At 64.3% G+C, this 17,366-nt stretch carries 16 protein-coding genes and 2 pseudogenes; 8 read left to right on the top strand and 10 right to left on the bottom strand.

The genetic code is table 11. The features are described from left to right. Positions 1 to 11: 11 nt before the first annotated feature. Genes cyoE through H0A72_RS01005 form a run of 4 tightly spaced genes read right to left on the bottom strand, consistent with a single transcriptional unit; the run spans position 12 to position 3,378 of the window. Positions 12 to 902 carry a heme o synthase gene (cyoE, locus tag H0A72_RS01020; RefSeq protein ID WP_180152998.1) on the bottom strand — a complete coding sequence of 297 codons (891 nt, stop codon included), beginning with the start codon at positions 900 to 902 and terminating at the stop codon, positions 12 to 14. Then, complete coding sequence (locus H0A72_RS01015; protein ID WP_180153517.1) at positions 899 to 1,909, bottom strand: COX15/CtaA family protein; 1,011 nt, start codon at positions 1,907 to 1,909, stop codon at positions 899 to 901. Before H0A72_RS01015 ends, cyoE begins: the two co-directional genes overlap by 4 nt. Before the next feature lie 8 nt (positions 1,910 to 1,917). Then, positions 1,918 to 2,562 (bottom strand): SCO family protein, encoded by a 645-nt coding sequence (locus tag H0A72_RS01010; protein ID WP_180152996.1) that lies wholly within the window; start codon positions 2,560 to 2,562, stop codon positions 1,918 to 1,920. A 15-nt stretch (positions 2,563 to 2,577) separates the two neighbouring features. Next, positions 2,578 to 3,378 carry an SURF1 family protein gene (locus H0A72_RS01005; protein WP_180152994.1) on the bottom strand — a complete coding sequence of 267 codons (801 nt, stop codon included), beginning with the start codon at positions 3,376 to 3,378 and terminating at the stop codon, positions 2,578 to 2,580. Between the two features lie 34 nt (positions 3,379 to 3,412). On the opposite strand from H0A72_RS01005, the gene H0A72_RS01000 reads away from it, so the two are divergent. After that, positions 3,413 to 3,619 (top strand): twin transmembrane helix small protein, encoded by a 207-nt coding sequence (locus tag H0A72_RS01000; RefSeq protein WP_180152992.1) that lies wholly within the window; start codon positions 3,413 to 3,415, stop codon positions 3,617 to 3,619. 75 nt (positions 3,620 to 3,694) lie between these two features. On the opposite strand, the gene H0A72_RS00995 is transcribed toward H0A72_RS01000, so the two are convergent. The 4 genes from H0A72_RS00995 to coxB form a co-directional block, all read right to left on the bottom strand. Beyond that, on the bottom strand, positions 3,695 to 4,570 hold the full coding sequence (locus H0A72_RS00995) for a cytochrome c oxidase subunit 3 (protein WP_180152990.1): 876 nt from the start codon (positions 4,568 to 4,570) through the stop codon (positions 3,695 to 3,697). A 42-nt stretch (positions 4,571 to 4,612) separates the two neighbouring features. Further along, entirely contained in the window at positions 4,613 to 4,837 is a 225-nt protein-coding gene (locus tag H0A72_RS00990) for a DUF2970 domain-containing protein (protein WP_180152988.1), read from the bottom strand. Positions 4,838 to 4,970: 133 nt separating this feature from the next. Next, entirely contained in the window at positions 4,971 to 6,569 is a 1,599-nt protein-coding gene (ctaD, locus tag H0A72_RS00985; RefSeq protein WP_180152986.1) for a cytochrome c oxidase subunit I, read from the bottom strand. Between the two features lie 85 nt (positions 6,570 to 6,654). Continuing rightward, positions 6,655 to 7,815 (bottom strand): cytochrome c oxidase subunit II, encoded by a 1,161-nt coding sequence (gene coxB, locus H0A72_RS00980; protein ID WP_180152984.1) that lies wholly within the window; start codon positions 7,813 to 7,815, stop codon positions 6,655 to 6,657. Between the two features lie 272 nt (positions 7,816 to 8,087). On the opposite strand from coxB, the gene H0A72_RS00975 reads away from it, so the two are divergent. The 5 genes from H0A72_RS00975 to H0A72_RS00955 are packed head-to-tail and all read left to right on the top strand — an operon-like array spanning position 8,088 to position 13,517. After that, a complete protein-coding gene (locus H0A72_RS00975; RefSeq protein ID WP_180152982.1) occupies positions 8,088 to 8,921 on the top strand; it encodes an NUDIX hydrolase in 834 nt (277 codons plus the stop codon). A gap of 12 nt (positions 8,922 to 8,933) precedes the next feature. Continuing rightward, positions 8,934 to 9,593: a PhaM family polyhydroxyalkanoate granule multifunctional regulatory protein gene (locus H0A72_RS00970; RefSeq protein ID WP_180152980.1), complete on the top strand. Its 660-nt coding sequence runs from the start codon at positions 8,934 to 8,936 to the stop codon at positions 9,591 to 9,593. Between the two features lie 22 nt (positions 9,594 to 9,615). Continuing rightward, positions 9,616 to 10,995 (top strand): bifunctional UDP-N-acetylglucosamine diphosphorylase/glucosamine-1-phosphate N-acetyltransferase GlmU, encoded by a 1,380-nt coding sequence (gene glmU, locus H0A72_RS00965; protein WP_180152978.1) that lies wholly within the window; start codon positions 9,616 to 9,618, stop codon positions 10,993 to 10,995. After that, positions 10,992 to 12,386, top strand: a complete 1,395-nt coding sequence (locus H0A72_RS00960; RefSeq protein ID WP_180152977.1) for an MFS transporter — start codon at positions 10,992 to 10,994, stop codon at positions 12,384 to 12,386. Before glmU ends, H0A72_RS00960 begins: the two co-directional genes overlap by 4 nt. A 51-nt stretch (positions 12,387 to 12,437) precedes the next feature. After that, a complete protein-coding gene (locus tag H0A72_RS00955) occupies positions 12,438 to 13,517 on the top strand; it encodes a glycosyltransferase family 4 protein (protein ID WP_180152975.1) in 1,080 nt (359 codons plus the stop codon). Here H0A72_RS00955 and H0A72_RS00950 read toward each other — a convergent pair. Further along, positions 13,514 to 14,032, bottom strand: coding sequence for an Lrp/AsnC family transcriptional regulator (locus tag H0A72_RS00950; protein ID WP_180152973.1), 519 nt, complete (start codon positions 14,030 to 14,032; stop codon positions 13,514 to 13,516). The genes H0A72_RS00955 and H0A72_RS00950 overlap by 4 nt on opposite strands. A 135-nt stretch (positions 14,033 to 14,167) precedes the next feature. Here H0A72_RS00950 and glmS point away from each other — a divergent pair, with 135 nt between their 5' ends. Beyond that, a complete protein-coding gene (glmS, locus tag H0A72_RS00945) occupies positions 14,168 to 16,000 on the top strand; it encodes a glutamine--fructose-6-phosphate transaminase (isomerizing) (RefSeq protein ID WP_180152972.1) in 1,833 nt (610 codons plus the stop codon). A gap of 40 nt (positions 16,001 to 16,040) precedes the next feature. Here the strand turns inward: glmS and H0A72_RS22490 are convergent. After that, a pseudogene (locus tag H0A72_RS22490) lies at positions 16,041 to 16,217 on the bottom strand (IS3 family transposase); the annotation flags it as partial. A 34-nt stretch (positions 16,218 to 16,251) separates the two neighbouring features. Between H0A72_RS22490 and H0A72_RS00940 the strand changes: the two are divergent. Next, positions 16,252 to 17,021, top strand: a pseudogene (locus H0A72_RS00940) (IS5 family transposase). Positions 17,022 to 17,366: the final 345 nt, after the last annotated feature.

The raw sequence follows: 17,366 nt of genomic DNA, 5'->3' as shown, positions 1-17,366 counted from the left end.
GGATGGAGGCATCAAATCAGGCCGACCCAATGGTCGAGCAGCAGGGCTGCGAACAGCAGGGCCAGATACAGGATCGAATAGCGGAACAGCTTTCGAGACTGTTCATCAGAATACTCTTTATAGAGCTTCCATGCGTTGATCACGAACAAGCCGCTGAGCACGACGGCGCAAGCCAGGTACAGCGGGCCGCTCATGCGGATGCTGAACGGCAGCAGCGTGGTCGCGAACAGCACTAGGCTGTACAAGAGAATGTGCAGGCGGGTGAACTGCTTGCCATGGGTCACGGGCAGCATGGGCAGGCCGGACTTGGCGTAGTCGTTGTTGCGGTACAGGGCGAGCGCCCAGAAGTGGGGCGGCGTCCAGATGAAAATGATCAGCACCAGGATCCAGGCTTCGGCCGGGACGGCGTTGGCCACGGCGGCCCAGCCCAGGGCGGGCGGCATCGCGCCCGACAGCCCGCCGATCACGATGTTCTGCGGCGTGAGCGGCTTGAGCACCATGGTGTAGATGATGGCATAGCCGACGAAGGTGGCGAAAGTCAGCCACATGGTAAGCGGGTTGACCAGGTGATACAGCACCAGCATGCCCAGGCCGCCCAGCATGCCGGAAAACAGGATGACCTGGGTATTGCTGATGGTGCCGCGGGCGGTGGCGCGGCGGGCCGTGCGCAGCATGCGGGCGTCGATTTCGTGTTCGATCAGGCAATTCACCGCGAACGCCGCCGCCGCCAGCAGCCAGATGCCCACGGTGGCCGCCACCACGGTGCCCAGGTCGGGCAGGCCCGGACTGGCAAGAAACATGCCGATCACGGCGCAGAACACCGCCAGCTGCGTGACGCGCGGCTTGGTCAGGACCAGGTACTGCCGGAACAGGGTTTGCGAGGGGGCGGATGCGGTAGTCATGGCACTATTCTAGCGTTATCGTCATTGGAAAGGCGCACCAGCAGGGTGACGCTCGCCAGCACCAGCCCCGCCGCGCCGCCGTTGTGCAGCACGGCGATGAGCAGCGGCCACTGGAAGAAAATGGTGGTCAGGCCGGTGAGCAGCTGGGCCAGCAACAAGGCCAGCACCAGCTGGGCGGGGCCGCGCAGGCCCGGGTCGGCCCGCATCTTCCAGGCCAGCACGCCCAGATAGGCGAAGACCACGAAGGCGAAATTGCGGTGCACCCAATGGATGGCGGTAAGCGCATGCTGCGAGATCATTTCGCCCGAAGGCAGCACGCCCAGCCCCCGCAGCAGCGAAAAGCCGCCCTGGAAATCCATTTCGGGCGCCAGCTCGCCATGGCACAAGGGGAAATCCATGCAGGCCAGGGCGGCGTAATTGGTGCTGACCCACCCGCCCAGGGCGATCTGCATGAAAAGCAGCGCAACACCGGCCGCCGTCCAGCCCAGCCGGCGCCGCGCATCGGGCAGCAGGGGCGGATGCAGCTTTTCGCGCGCGGCGAGCCAGGTCATGAGCGCCAGCAGCAGCATGCCGCCCAGCAGATGGGCCGTCACCACGATGGGCATCAGCTGATGCGTGACCGTCCAGGCGCCGAAGGCGCCCTGCACGCACACCGCAACGAGGGTCGCGATGGCCAGGCGCGGGCTGTGGCCCAGCTCGCGCCGGTAGCGCCAGGCAAAATACACGATGCCGATGATCATCATGCCCAGGATGGAGCCGACGTAGCGGTGGATCATTTCTATCCAGGCCTTGGAAAAGCTGACCGCGCCGTAGGGCATTTCCTGGAGCGCCTGCTCGATGTGGCCGCTGGCGCCGATGGGGGTGATCTTCCCGTAGCAGCCCGGCCAATCGGGGCAGCCCAGCCCCGAATCCGTCAAGCGGACGAAAGCCCCGAACATGATCAGGTCCAGAGTCAGGAACCAGGTGGCGAACACCAGCTTTCTGTAGCGGTTGCGGATTCGATCGATCATGAGGCCTACCCGATGCGCGAGTTCTTGAGCAGTTTCGTGATGTCGTCGCGCACCGAGATGGGATCCGCGTCGGCGGGAAACCGCAGCATCAGATTCCCTAGCGGGTCGATGATCCACATCGGGGCCTGCAGTGCGGCCTCGAGCTGGCCCGGCGCCGCGTCGGGCGCCAGGAACGCCGCGAGCTTGGCGGGATCGACCCGCAGCATGTGGGTGCCTTTGTAGGCCTCCAGCACTTGCGCGGGCACCGGGGCGTCGTCGGTGATGAACCAGACGCGCGCCAGGCGCTCCACGTTCTTGCCCTGGCTGGCGTGCGAGTTGCGCAGGATGAACAGTTTCTTGACGCAGGATTCCGGGCAGGCGCCGCTGTCGGCGCTGACCAGCAGCCAATGCCCGCGCAGCGACGCCAGGTCGAAGGGCGAGCCGTCCAGCGTGGCGAGCGGCAGCGCTTCGGCCGGCGGCATGGGCCGCTGGGGCTCCACCAGGGCCCCATAATTGCTGGTGCCTTCGGGCCGCAGGCCGAGCGACGGGACGTAATAGGCCAGAACGGCGAAGACGACGGGCGCCAGGCACAGGGCCAGGATCAGGTACAGCGGCCATGTGGAGCGCGGACGGGCGTTCGGGCCGGGTGAAGGAGAGGTGTGGCTAGGCAAAATATGCTTCCTTGTTTACTTGCGGGTCTGCCGCGGGCGGCGGCGCAACAGATTCCAGGCCAGCGCGATGCAGACGACGATGGCGATGGTCATGAAACCGAACCACTGTAAAGCGTATCCCCGATTCTTGTCGGAATCCAGTAGCGGGTCGGGCCATTCGCGCCGCAGCGGGTCGGCCGCCGCTTCCGCGCCGGCGGCGGGTTCGGTCTGGGCCAGCACGGCGGGCAGCAGGGCCAGGCCCGTGGCGGCGGCGTAGTCGGCCAGGTCCAGGTTCTGCAGCCTGGGCAAGGGCGCGCCCGGGTCGGGCAGCCGCGCCGGCAGACGGGTGGCGTGATCCGACCACGACCAAAGCTCGAACAGGCGGGGCACCCTGTCGAGAAGTTCGCCCCGTATCGTCTGTGTGTCCGGCGGGGCGGGGATGGGCGCCAGGCTTTCGCCGGGGCGCATCGGGCGCGGCAGCCAGCCCCGCAGGACCAGCACCGCGGCCTGCGGCGGCGGCCCGGCCAGCAGCAGCGGTGTGGCCACCCAGTAGCCGGGCCGGCCCTGGAAGTTCCGGTTTTCCAGCAGCACGGTGAGCTCATGCCGCCAGGCGCCCGTGGCCTGGGCCGGGCGCCAGGGCCGCAGCGCGGCCGCGGGCGTGCCCGCCCGCAGTTCGAGCGGGGGCTGCGCCCGCCCGGCGTCCATCGCCTGTTTCAGGGCGTCGCGCTCCGAGGCGCGGTCCAGCTGCCAGTAGCCGAGCCGCCCGAACACGACCGCCAGCAGCGCCATGAGTATCAGGGCGGTAAACGTGCGATAAGAGGTGTGCGGGCGTGCCATGTCTGCAATAATTTAGGTTTGAACGGAGGCTTTCATGCGTATAGTCGTTATCCTGGCTTTCTTGGGTATCATCGGTAGCCTGGCCTCCGCCCTCGTTTACCTGATGCGCGACAAAGGCGGCACCAACCGGACGGTCAATGCATTGACTGTGCGTATCGGCTTGTCCATCGCCCTGTTTCTGTTCGTGCTGTTCGCGCACCACATGGGCTGGATACAAAGCACCGGCATTATCGCCCGGTAAGCAAAAAATCGCCCCCGTCAGGGGGCGGCAAGCCCCCCTTGCAGGGAGCGCTTTTTCGGCGGGCTTGCGGGAAGGTCAGAACCAGTATACGAACAGATACAGGCCGAGCCACACCACGTCGACGAAGTGCCAGTACCATGCGGCGCCTTCGAAGCCGAAGTGGTGGGTGGAGGTGAAGTGGCCTTTCATGAGGCGGAACAGGATCACCGTAAGGAAAGTGGCGCCCAGAATCACGTGAAAGCCGTGGAAGCCGGTGAGCATGTAGAACAGCGCGCCGTATGCGCCCGAATCGAAGCGCAGGTTCAGGTCCTGGTAGGCGTGCATGTATTCGTAGGCCTGGCAGCCCACGAAGGCGAAGCCCAGGATGACGGTCGCGGCCAGCCAGAATATGGCCTTGCCGCGCTGGTTGGCGCGCAGGGCATGGTGCGAGATGGTCAGGGTCAGGCCGGAGCTCAGCAGCAGGGCGGTGTTGATCGTGGGCAGCCAGAAGGGGCCGACGGTCTTGAATTCGGGCACGACGCCGGCCGGCCCGAAGTTGGGCCAGGTGCCGCTGAAGTTCGGCCACAGCAGGGTCTGGTGCTCGAGGTTGCTGAGCATGGGCGTGGTGATTTCGCGGGCATACCACAGCGAGCCGAAGAAGGCGCTGAAGAACATGACTTCCGAGAAAATGAACCAAGCCATGCTCCAGCGGTAGGAGTGGTCGACGCGCTGGCTGTTGATGCCGGCTTCCGATTCGCGTATGGCATCGCCGAACCAGCCGTACAGCACGACGAACAGGCCGAGTATGCCGACCAGGAACATGTAGAACCCGACGGTGTAGGAATTGATCCACAGCGCCGCGCCCAGCAGCGTGATCAACAGGGACGCGCTGGCGCGTACCGGGTGTACCGAGTCGGCGGGCACGTAATAGTAGGGTGCCTCTTTACCCTGAGCTACGTGACTTGCACTCATGGTGTTCTCCTGCGATTTATCGATTTATCGAATTAGTAATAATTAGGTCAAATAGCCAACCAGCCCGCGGGCGACCAGCACCAGCCCCGCCACGAACACGATCGCGGCGATGACGCCGGCGATGATCAGGTGGACCGGATTGAGGCTGGAGATGTCTTCCGTGTAGCCCCGGCCCTTGCGCACGCCAAAGAACCCCCACGCAACGGCCTTCATGGTCTGGAAAAAATTCAGCTTGCGGTTGGCGAGTTCCTGGATGTCTTTCGTCATGGGTCAGCCCCCAAGCGCCCCGGCGCGCCAGAATGCCCAGGCGATCACCGCGATGACGGCGATGACGAGCGCCAGGGCGGTGTTGCGGTTCTTGCGGCGTTGCTCGGGGGTCATTTGGGTTCCGCCTTGCTGCTTACTTGACAACGGGGGGTTCGACGAACGTATGGAAGGGCGCGGGCGACGGAACCGTCCATTCGAGGCCGGTGGCGCCTTCCCAGGGCTTGGCCGGGGCCGGTTCGCCGCGTCCGTTCCAGGCCTTGAGGGCCAGGTACAGGAAGATCAGCTGCGAGAACCCGAAGACGAAGGCGCCGATACTGGCGATTTCGTTGAAGTCGGTGAACTGCGCGGCATAGTCGGCATAGCGGCGCGGCATGCCGGCCAGGCCCAGGAAGTGCATGGGGAAGAAGGTGATGTTGAACGAGATGATGCTGGTCCAGAAGTGCCACTTGCCCAGCTTTTCGTCGTACATGCGGCCCGTCCATTTGGGCAGCCAGTAGTAGGCGCCCGCGTACATGCCGAACAGCGAGCCCGCCACCATCACGTAGTGGAAGTGGGCGATCACGTAGTAGGTGTCATGGACGGCGATGTCGATGGGAGCCACGGCCAGGATCAGGCCGGTGAAGCCGCCTATCGTGAACACGAAGATGAAGCCGATGGCGAACAGCATGGGGGTTTCGAAGGTCAGGGAACCGCGCCACATGGTGGCCACCCAGTTGAAGACCTTCACGCCGGTGGGGATGGAGATCAGCATGGTGGCGTACATGAAGTACAGCTGCCCGGTGACGGGCATGCCCGTGGCGAACATGTGGTGCGCCCAGACCAGGAAGGAAAGAATGGCGATGGCGGCGGTGGCGTAGACCATCGATGCATAGCCGAACAGCTGCTTGCGCGAGAAGGCGGGCACCACGGCCGAGATGATACCGAAGGCCGGGAGGATCATCACGTAGACTTCGGGGTGGCCGAAGAACCAGAACACGTGCTGGTACAGGACCGGGTCGCCGCCGGCGGCTGCATTGAAGAAGCTGGTGCCGAAGTGGCGGTCGGTGAGCAGCATGGTGACCGCCGCCGCCAGGACCGGCATGATGGCCAGCAGCAGGTAGGCGGTGATCAGCCAGGTCCAGCAGAACAGCGGCATTTTCATCAGCGTCATGCCGGGGGCGCGCATGTTCAGCACCGTCACGATGATGTTGATGGCCCCCATGATGGACGACGCGCCCAGGATGTGCACCGCGAAGATGTTGAAGTCCATGCCCGGGCCCATTTGCAGCGACAGCGGCGCGTACATGGTCCAGCCCGCGGCGTTGGCGCCGCCGGGCACGAAGAACGAGACCGTGAACAGGATGGCGCCGATGGGCAGCAGCCAGAAGCTGAAGTTGTTCATGCGCGCGAAGGCCATGTCGGATGCGCCGATCTGCAGCGGGATCATCCAGTTGGCGAAGCCCACGAAAGCCGGCATGATCGCGCCGAAGATCATGATGAGCCCGTGCATGGTGGTGAACTGGTTGAACAGCTCGGGCTGGAAGAACTGCAAGCCCGGCGAAAACAGTTCGGTGCGGATCAGCAGCGCCAGCACACCGCCTTCGAGCAGCATGCAGAAGGAAAATATCAGGTACATGGTACCGATATCTTTATGGTTGGTGGCGAATAGCCAGCGGCGCCAGCCGTGCGGCTTGTGATCGTGGTGTTCGTGCCCGTGACTGGCAGGGACGTGGTCGGCAGTAACACTGCTCATGATGGACTCCTTCCTACTCGACCGGACTGCCTGGCAGGCAGCCCGGAAAAACACTTAGTGGGTTGACTTGCGCTTTTCGTGGGTATCAGCGCAGTGCTTTGACGTCAGCGGGTTGAACGACCGGATCCTGGCCCTTGCCGGCGTTGCTCCAGGCATTGCGGGTATAGGTGATGACCGCTGCGATCTCGACATCGTTCAGCTGATCGCGGAAAGCCGCCATCGCGGTGCCCGGGTGGCCGTTGAGCACGGTGAGAATCTGGTCTTTCTTGGGGCCCAGGACATACTTGTCGCTGCCGTCCAGGGCAGGGAAGGTATTGGGCAGGCCCTTGCCGTTGGCCTGGTGGCAGGCCACGCAATTGGCAGCATACACCTTTTCGCCGCGTGCGAAGAGCTCGTCCTTGGTCCATTCCTTGTTGGGGTCGTCGGCCGCGGCGGCCAGCGCTTTCTTCTGGTCGGCCGCCCACTTGTCGTAGTCTTCCTGCGAGACGACGTCGACCACGATGGGCATGAAGGCGTGGTCCTTGCCACAGAGCTCGGCGCACTGGCCGCGGTAGGTTCCGATCTTTTCGGCGCGGAACCAGGTGTCGCGCAGGAAGCCGGGCATGGCGTCCTGCTTGACGCCGAAGTCGGGCACCATCCAGGAGTGGATGACGTCGTTGGCGGTCAGGACGATGCGCACTTTTTTATTGACGGGCACCACCAGCGGCTTGTCGACTTCCATGAGGTAGAGGTCGGAGCGCGGTGCCTGGCCGGTGACTTGTTCGCGGGGGGTGGCCAGATTGGAGAGGAACTTGACGCCCTGCGCGGGGCCGTCGATGTATTCGTAGCCCCATTTCCATTGGTAGCCGGTGACCTTGACGGTCAGGTCGGAGCTGGAGGTGTCTTTCATGGCCACGACGGTGCGGGTTGCGGGCAGGGCCATGCCGATGACGATGAGGAAGGGGATGACGGTCCAGGCGATTTCCACGCCGACGTGCTCGTGGAACTTGGCGGCGACCGCGCCGCGCGATTTCCGGTGCATGAGAATGGAGTAGAACATCACCCCGAACACGCCGACGAAAATGACCGCACAGATAATGAGCATCATCCAGTGTATCCACATGATGTCCTGCGCGATCTTGGTCACCCCCTCTGTAAGATTGAGTTGGTTGACCCGTGGGCCCCCTGGCATATCCTTCACCTGGGCACTTGCCGCGCCTGCGAACAGCAGGGCGCCGGTACCCAGAATCCCTCTCACCTTCTTCATGCTGACCTCTAAATGCGTTGCCCAGTCACCAAACGTTGATTATCGTCAAACAACCATGGCGAAATAACGTTGGGCGGGCACAAAATTATTGGGAGGCAGGCTTAAAATGTTAACGCGTGGGACTGCCTGCTCATTTACTATAGTGTCCCGCGGAATTATAGCGAACAAGAGCTGACCGTGGGTTTAATGCCCATGGCGCCATTGGCGCTACTCCTTTTCCTTTCTCCAATTCCGCATCCGGGGCCGGCGGGCTTTGCACTACAATTGTCGGCATGAAAGACGCCCTTGCTTCCGCGCTCGCGCCTCGGCTGTCCAGGCGCAAGAACCAGCTTGCGAAACACATCCAGCAATTGCCGCCCACCGGGTCGCGGCCACTGACGGTATCGGGGCGGGTCGCGGGCTGGATCACGCAAACGGCCACCCGCCACGCCGACGGCCTGCCCGGCATCCACATCGAAGACGAAGCCGTGCACGTCACCGCTTTTCCCCAGCAGCGCATGTCCTTGCCCCGTGTCTTCGAGCGGCTGGCGCTCGCGCTGCGCGACGCCGGCTGCCTGCGCGGCTGGCGCGACGAACTCCTGGACGTCTACGGCGAAGGCAAACGGCTGTCGGTGATCGAACGCGCCGCCGTGCGGCCGCTGGGCCTGCTGACCAAGGCCGTTCACCTCAACGCCTGGTCGCCCGACGGCGGGCTCTGGGTGGCAAGGCGCTCGCTGACCAAATCCACCGACCCCGGCATGTGGGACACCCTGGTCGGCGGGCTGGCCGGGGCAGGGGAAAACCTTGATGCCTCGCTGTTGCGTGAAAGCAACGAGGAGGCCGGGCTGGAGCCCACCGACATCGGCTCGCGCACCCCGCTGCGCACCATCCTGCGCATGCACAGGCGCCTGCCCGAAGGCTATCAGGTCGAAGACGTGCTGGTGAGCGACGTCGTGCTTGCCGAAACGGTCGCGCCCCGCAACCTCGACGGCGAAGTCAGCGAAATCCGGCTCGTTCCGCTGGACGACCTGTGGTCCATGGTGGAAGCGGGGGAGTTCACGCGCGAGGCGGAACTGGTCATACTCGAAGGCCTGGAACGGCGCATGCAGGAAGGCCGCATTTCATAAAAAGGACGACACATGGCGACTCAATCACATAATCCCTTCGTGCTGCCCGGTTTCGGCCAAAGCGGCGACCTCTCACAGAATCCGCTCATGGCCAGCATGGAAATGATGCGGCAGGCCTGGGAAGGGCTGGCCGGCGCGGGCGGCTTCGACGCCGCCAAGATCACGCCTTCCATGTCCCTGGAGGAATTCGACCGGCGCATCAGCGATCTGCGGGCCGTGGAAAACTGGCTGCGCATGAACCTGTCCATGCTGTCCAGCACCATCCAGGGCCTGGAAGTGCAGCGGGCCACCATCGCCACGCTCAAGTCCTTCGTGTCGGGCGCGGGCGCCGGCATGGCGGCCGCCGCCGCTGCCGCCGCGCCCGCCGCCGGCCAGGCGGCCGTGTCGCAGGCCGAAGGGGCGGATTCCTATGCGGCCCAGGCAACCGCCGCGGCCCAGGGCTGGTGGGACATGCTGCAGCAGCAGTTCGACGCCCTGGCGACCGCCACCAGCGCAACCCTGCAAGGGGCCGAGGCGATGCGCGCGGCGGCCCAGCAAGGCATGGCGGGCGAATCCAAGGCGCCGCCGGCGGCCAAGCGCGCCACGCGTTCCGCCGCCAAGGCCGGCGACGCGACGGGCTCGCAAGCCAAGGCCGCGGCCGGCAAGCGCCGCGGCTCGGGGCCATCCAAGTAAAAAGCCGGACAAGAAACCATTTATGCTGAATATCGTCATTCTGGCCGCGGGCCTGGGCAAGCGCATGCAGTCCAATCTGCCCAAGGTCCTGCATCCCATCGCCGGGAAGCCCATGCTGGCGCATGTGCTGGACAATGCCCGCAAGCTGAACCCGGCGCGCATCATCGTCGTGGTCGGGCATGGGGCCGACCAGGTCGAGGCCGCCTTCCAGGGCCAGCCCGGCCTGGAGTTCGCCCTGCAAAACCCCCAGCAGGGCACCGGCCATGCGGTCCGGCAGGCCGCGCCCCTGTTGCTGGACGACGGCACGCCCGGCAGCGCCACGCTGGTGCTGTATGGCGACGTGCCGCTCGTGCAGGCCGATACGCTGCAGCGCCTGCTGGACGCGCGCGCAGACGGCATGGCGATTCTTACCGAACGCCTCGACGACCCGTCGGGCTACGGCCGCATCGTGCGCAACGAGCGCGGCGAAATCCAGCGCATCGTCGAGCACAAGGATGCCGGGGCGGCTGAGCAGGCCATCACCGAAGTCAACACCGGCATCCTGGTCGCGCCCACGGTCCGGCTGAAGGCCTGGCTGGGCCGCATCGGCAACGACAACGCCCAGGGCGAATACTATCTCACCGACGCCATCGGGCTGTGCGTCGCCGATGGGCTGCCCGTCCATGCGGCCCATCCGTCGGCATCCTGGGAAACGCTGGGCGTCAACAGTCGTTTGCAGCAGGCCCAACTGGAACGCCACTGGCAGGCGCGGCAGGCCCGGCTGCTGCTGGAACAGGGCGTGGCCCTGGCGGATCCGGCCCGCTTCGATCTGCGCGGCACGCTGTCCTGCGGGCGCGACGTCTTCATCGACGTCGGCTGCGTCTTCGAAGGCAGGGTCGAACTCGCCGACGGCGTGCGCGTCGGGCCGCATTGCGTGATCCGCGACGCCGTCATCGGGCCCAATACCCAGATCGAAGCCTACAGCCACATCCAGGAGGCGCAGGTGGCGAACGACGCCCGCATCGGGCCCTACGCCCGCCTGCGTCCGGGCGCGGACATCGGCGGCGAGGCGCACGTCGGCAATTTCGTCGAAATCAAGAAAAGCGTACTGGGCCCCGGCTCCAAGGCCAACCACCTGGCCTATATCGGCGACGCGCAGGTCGGCGCCCGCGTGAACATCGGCGCCGGCACCATCACCTGCAACTACGACGGCGTCAACAAGCACCAGACCGTGATCGAGGACGACGCCTTCATCGGGTCGGACTCCCAGCTCGTGGCTCCGGTGCGGGTCGGCAAAGGCGCCACCCTGGGCGCCGGCACGACCCTGACGCGGGATGCGCCGGCCAACCGGCTCACGCTTTCCCGCAGCAGCCAGAAAACCATAGAATCCTGGAAGCGGCCCGTCAAGAAATCGCAGGCATGAGCAATAGTGCGGAAGCAGCGCGAGGCAAATCGTCAGCCATACCCGATGGGCTCGAACCGCCCCGCATGTACTGGGCCACCGCGGTCCTGTTGCTGACGATCACCGTTTCCGTCCTCGATTCCAGCATGGCGAACGTGGCGCTGCCCGCCATCGCCCGCGACCTGGACATCAACCCGGGCGATGTCGTGCTGGTCGCCATCGCCTACAACCTCACCGTGGTGTCGTCCATCCTGCCGCTGTCGGCGGTCGCCGAGCGCATGGGCTTTCGGCGCATGCTGGGGCTGGGGGTGGCGCTGTTCATCGTCATGTCGGTGGCGGCCGCGCTGTCGGGCACCTTCTGGCAGATCACGCTCGCGCGCATCGGCCAGGGCTTCGGCTCGTCGATGATCATGTGTCTGTTCGGCGGGCTGGTGCGCAACATCTATCCGAACCGCAAGCTGGGCCTGGGGCTGAGCCTGAACGCGGCCACCGTCGGCCTGATGGCGGTACTCGGGCCGACGCTCGGGGCCTTCATCCTGGAGGTCGGGTCCTGGCAATGGATATTCCTGATCACCATCCCGGTGGGCATGCTGATCTTCTTCGGCCTGCGCTTCCTCCCGGACGTCCCCCGCAACAGCGGCCGGTTCGACTGGATGGCTTGCGCCCTGAGCGCGCCTTTCTTCGGCCTGTCCATCCTGGGGCTGGACGCGCTGGTCAAGAACCCCGCGCTGGCCGCATTGTGCTTCGTGCTGGCCGGGCTGGCCGGCTGGGCCCTGGTGCGCCGCTCGCGCGACCAGGCCGCGCCCCTGGTGCCCATAGACCTTTTGCGCATCAAGCCGCTGGCGTTCGCCGTGGCGGCGTCCGGCTTTTCGTTCGCCGCGCAGATGTCCGCCTTCGTCGCCCTGCCTTTCTATTTCCGCCACGTCCTCGACTATTCCTACGCCGACGTCGGGCTGCTGCTGGGCGCCTGGTCCATCGGCGGCGCCGCCATGGCGCCTCTGGCGGGGTATCTGTCGGGCCGGTATCCCGTGGCGGTGCTGTGCGGGATCGGGGCCTTGAGCATGGCGCTGGGCATGCTGTCCCTCATCGTGCTGCCCATGGGGCCCGATTTCCTGTGGCTGGTCCTGGGCATGCTGGTGGCCGGCGTCGGCTTCGGCTTCTTCCAGACGCCGAACAACCGCGCCCTGCTTGCCGGCGCCCCGCGCCGGCGCAGCGGGGCGGCCGGCGGCCTGCAGGCGACCACGCGCGTATTCGGCCAGAGCTTCGGCACGGCCCTGGTGGCGGTATCATTCAACCTCAGCCATCAGCACGGGCCGGTGCTGGCCATTGCGGCGGGCAGTCTTTGCGCGCTGATCGCCCTGGGCATCAACATCGCGCGCTATTTCAGCCCTATACCGGACCTGGAACTCTAGCCCCCGTTAACGCCGCAAGGCCGGCGACATGAGCACGGAAGCCCTTGACGCATGAAGATCCTGCAATTGAATTTCGAGCGCGGCTGGCGCGGAGGCGAAAGGCAGACCCTGCTTTGCATGCGGCAGTTCCGCGATGCCGGGCACGAAGCCCGGCTGCTGGCGCGCAAAGGCTCGGAACTGGCGCAAAGGGCGCGCCGGGAGGGCTTCGCGGTGCACGAGCCCGCAAGCCTGTTCGGCGTGGCGGCGTATCTGCTGCGCCAGGGGCGCGGCTTCGACATCCTGCATGCCCAGACCGCCAACATGCTCACCTGGCTGGCCGCGCTGAAACCCTGGCTGGGCGCAAAAGTGGTGTTCACCCGACGCACCGCTTTTCCCGTGCCCGCGCGCCGCGAGCGGCGCACCTTGTGGAAATGGCGGCGCGTCGACGCCCTGGTAGCCATCAGCCGGGCGGCGGCGGCCGAGCCCCTGCGCCTGGGCCTGAAGGCCGCCATCATCCCCAGCGCCATCGTCCCCAAGCCGGTCGACGCTGCGCACGTGCGCGCGTTCACCCAGGAATTCCATCTGGCCGGCAAGCACGTGCTGGGCACCGCCGCCGCCCTGAGCTCCGAAAAAGACCCCTGCACACTGGTGCGGGCCGTGCACGAGCTGCGCCGGCGCCGCGACGATTTCGTGTTCGTGCATTTGGGCGCGGGCGGGGATGCCGAGGGCGGAGCCAAGGACCTGGTCAAGGAACTGGGGCTGGAAAGCCATTTCCTCTTCGCCGGATTCCGTACCGCGATCGAGGATCTATACCGCTTGATGGACGTCTTCGTGATCAGTTCACGGCACGAGGCCCTGGGCACGAGCGTGCTGGACGCCTTCCTGTATTCCGTGCCGGTGGTGGGGACCGATACCGGTGGCCTGGCCGAGATCCTGGCGGACGGACGGGGCCTGCTGTGCCCGGTGGGCGATCATGCCGCCATGGCGGAGGCCATGGACCGGCTCCTGTCCGACCGGGGGCTGCGCGCCGCGACGGTCGAGAAGGCGCTGGCCTATGTCCAGCGGGAACATGACGCCGGGACGATGGGGCGCCGTTACCTGGCTATTTACGAAGATCTGGCGGACGGCCGGCGCACGCGGCCCCCGGGCTAAGGCGACGACGCAGGCTCCTGCCCGCCGCTGCCCCCTAGCGGAATACGGGTTTCGAACTTGCTGCGGTGAATGGAAAAGAAACAGCGTACGTTGCGCACGTTCGCCTGTGACGTGAAGACCCGATGCGCCATGGCATGATAGGCCGGCATGTCCGTCACCTGCGCCATGATGATGAAATCCGGCCCCGGCGACACCCGATAGCACTGCAAGATGGCCGGCTCCCGCGCAACATGCGCCTCGAAAGCCTGCAAGGCCTCGGCCGTCTGCACATCCAGCGTGATCTCGATGATCGCCGTCAGGCTGCTGCCCAGCTTCGACGGATCCAGAATGGCGACCTGCCTTTCGATGACGCCCCCGTCCAGCAAACGCCGCACGCGCCGCAGGCAAGTGGGCGCCGACGCATGCACGCGCCGGGCCAGCTCGTGATTCGTCAAGGAATTGTCCGCTTGAAGCTGCTCCAGGATGCGCAGATCCAGCTCATCCAGAACAATCGGTTCTGTTTTTATTTCTTGCATAGTAAATATATGAAAGAAAATTCCGACATGAAAAGATACAGAAATAAAATACCATAATCAATAGAATATAGAAATCTAATTTCTTTCATTATTGCGCACAATAACGGCAATACAAATCATTCCCTGGAGTCTCTCATGTGCGGCATTGTCGGCGCGGTCGCCCAGCGCGATATCACCCCCATCCTTCTGGAAGGCCTCAAGCGCCTCGAATACCGCGGCTATGATTCCTGCGGCGTGGCGGTGCACGCCGACGGCGCACTGAAGCGCGCGCGTAGCACGGAACGCGTGGCGCAGCTGCAAGAGCAAGTCGCCAAAGAACACATCGCCGGCTTCACCGGCATCGCGCACACCCGCTGGGCAACCCACGGCGCGCCGGCCACGCATAACGCGCACCCGCATTTTTCCGGGCACGGCAAAGGCTCGGCGCGCATCGCCCTGGTGCATAACGGCATCATCGAAAACCACGACGAACTGCGCGCCGAACTCCAGGCCGCGGGCTACGCATTCGAAAGCCAGACCGACACCGAAGTCATCGCGCACCTGGTCGACCACCTCTACAACGGCGACCTGTTCGAGGCCGTCCAGCAGGCAACGCGGCGCCTGGAAGGCGCCTATGCCATAGCCGTATTCTGCCGCGACGAACCGCACCGCGTGGTGGGCGCGCGCCAGGGCTCGCCCCTGGTCGTCGGGCTGGGCAAAAGCGAAAACTTCCTGGCCTCCGATGCGCTCGCGCTGGCCGGCACCACCGACCAAATCATCTACCTCGAAGACGGCGACGTCGTCGATCTGCAACTGGCGCGCATCTGGGTGGTCGACCACGCCGGGCGCCCGGTGGAACGCCCCGTGCACACCGTGCACGTGCATACGGGGGCGGCGGAACTGGGGCCATACCGCCACTACATGCAGAAGGAAATCTTCGAACAGCCTCGCGCCGTGGCGGACACCCTGCAGGACATCGAAAGCATCACGCCCGAACTGTTCGGCGACGGCGCCTACCGGGTCTTCAAAGAGATCGATAACGTGTTGATCCTGGCTTGCGGCACCAGCTACTACGCGGGCCTGACGGCGCGCTACTGGATAGAATCCCTGGCCAAGGTGCCCGTGAACGTCGAGATCGCCAGCGAATACCGCTATCGCGACACCGTGCCCAGCCCCACCACCCTGGTGGTCACCATCTCGCAATCCGGCGAAACCGCCGACACCCTGGCCGCGCTGAAACACGCGCGCAGCCTGGGCATGGAACACACCCTGACCATCTGCAACGTGGCGACCAGCGCCATGGTGCGCGAATGCAAGCTCAGCTACATCACGCGCGCCGGCGTCGAAATAGGCGTGGCTTCCACCAAGGCGTTCACGACACAGCTGACGGCGCTGTTCCTGCTGACGCTCGCGCTTGCGCAAACCAAGGGCGTGCTGAGTCCCGCGCGCGAAGAAGAAATGCTCAAGTCGCTGCGCCACCTGCCCGTCGCCATCGCCGCGGTGCTTGCCCTGGAGCCGCAGATCATGGCCTGGGCCGACCGCTTCGCCAGCAAGGAAAACGCGCTCTTCCTGGGGCGCGGCATGCACTACCCCATCGCCCTGGAAGGCGCGCTCAAGCTCAAGGAAATCAGCTACATCCACGCCGAGGCCTATCCGGCCGGGGAACTCAAGCACGGCCCCCTGGCTCTGGTCACCGACGCCATGCCGGTCGTCACCATCGCGCCGCGCGACGAGCTGTTGGAAAAACTCAAGTCCAACATGCAGGAAGTCCACGCGCGCGGCGGCGAGCTATACGTATTCGCCGATGCGGACACGAAAATCATGAACAGCGACGGCATCCACGTGATCCGCATGCCCGAGAACTACGGCAAGCTGTCGCCCATCCTGCACACCATTCCTTTGCAGCTGCTGGCCTATCACACGGCATGCGCAAGAGGCACGGATGTGGACAAGCCAAGGAATCTGGCTAAGAGCGTGACGGTGGAATAGTCATTGAACTATGCTTGAGCGCTCTGAAGAGCGTGAATAAAGTCTGGCCGTGCCACGTTAACAGCATCTGGAACTGCTCACTGGTGTATTGGCTGCTCTGATTCGAATGATACGGGGCTTCGCGGGGACGGTCTTGACGATGTAATGCCATCATCAATGCATCGGTCGCCAGCTGGGAGCCCATCGTCGCTTGCATCGACCAGCCGACGATACGCCGCTAGGGCCAGTTGACACTATCTTAGAAAAATTGGATGCTTGTGTTTATGCAACTGACAGAAGCCCAATTTGAGCGAATAGCGGACTTGTTGCCGCGCCAGCGTGGCAACGTTCGGCTGGGCAATTTGCAAGTGATCAACGCGATCCTGTATGTGGCAGCCAATGGCTGCAAGTGGCGCGCACTGCCGGAGAAATACGGCAAGTGGAATACGGTCTACACACGGATGATGCGCTGGAGCCGAGCCGGAGTGCTGGATCGGGTGTTTGAGCATTTGCAGCGTGAGCGCCTGATGCGGGTGCGCATAGAGGCGCTGTGTCTGGATTCGAGCATCATGAAGGTGCATCCGGACGGCACGGGAGCGCGCAAAAAAACAGCCCCCAAAGCATCGGGCGCAGCCGCGGCGGGTGGAGCACCAAACTGCATCTGGTTGCCGCGGATGATCGCAACGTCGTGACTTGGAGTCTGACGCCCGGGCAGGCGGGGGATGCTCCCGAGGGCAGGCGCTTGATTGAACAACTCGGCCCCCACCACGGGCGCATGGCGCTACTCATGGATAGCGCTTACCAGGATGACGCAACCCGGGCGCTGGCCTGCGCACTGGGGATCGTTCCCATCGTGCCGCCTAATCCCCAACGCCGACTGCCCTGGGAATACGACAAGCGGCGCTACCGCCAGCGAAACCGCATCGAGCGTCTGTTCAGGGGAATCAAAGCCTGGCGGCGCGTGTTCACCCGATACGACAAGCTTGACGCCATGTTCGCCGCATTCGTCACTATCGTCCTTATCGCTGAAATCCTACGATAGTGTCAACAAGGCCTAGTACAGATCCATCACGGCGGCAACATACAGCCAACCCTCAGCCGTCCAGGCGTAAGTGAAATTTGCCGCCCACTTCCGGTTAGGAGCGTCGGCGGCGAAATCACGATCCAGTCCTCCCGACGATGACCACGACGCGCAACTTTGAAGCCAATTTCAAGGTCGTCAGCTGCAGGCAGGATCCGTCAAAATTAATAACCAATAGGAATTAAAAATATAACTTGCAATAAGGTTGTTGCATGCATTTTGTCCTTGTAAATTCTTGACTATGGACGATGCATAGCACCATTGGGCCGCAACCCTACGTTTGCAATTTATTTTTCAATTAGTGGA

This window comes from Parapusillimonas granuli (assembly GCF_013416525.1).
In the GTDB taxonomy this organism is placed as follows: Bacteria; Pseudomonadota; Gammaproteobacteria; order Burkholderiales; family Burkholderiaceae_B; genus Parapusillimonas; species Parapusillimonas granuli.
Note: the sequence above shows the minus strand (reverse complement) of the source record. Positions and strands in the feature narration are given on the sequence as shown.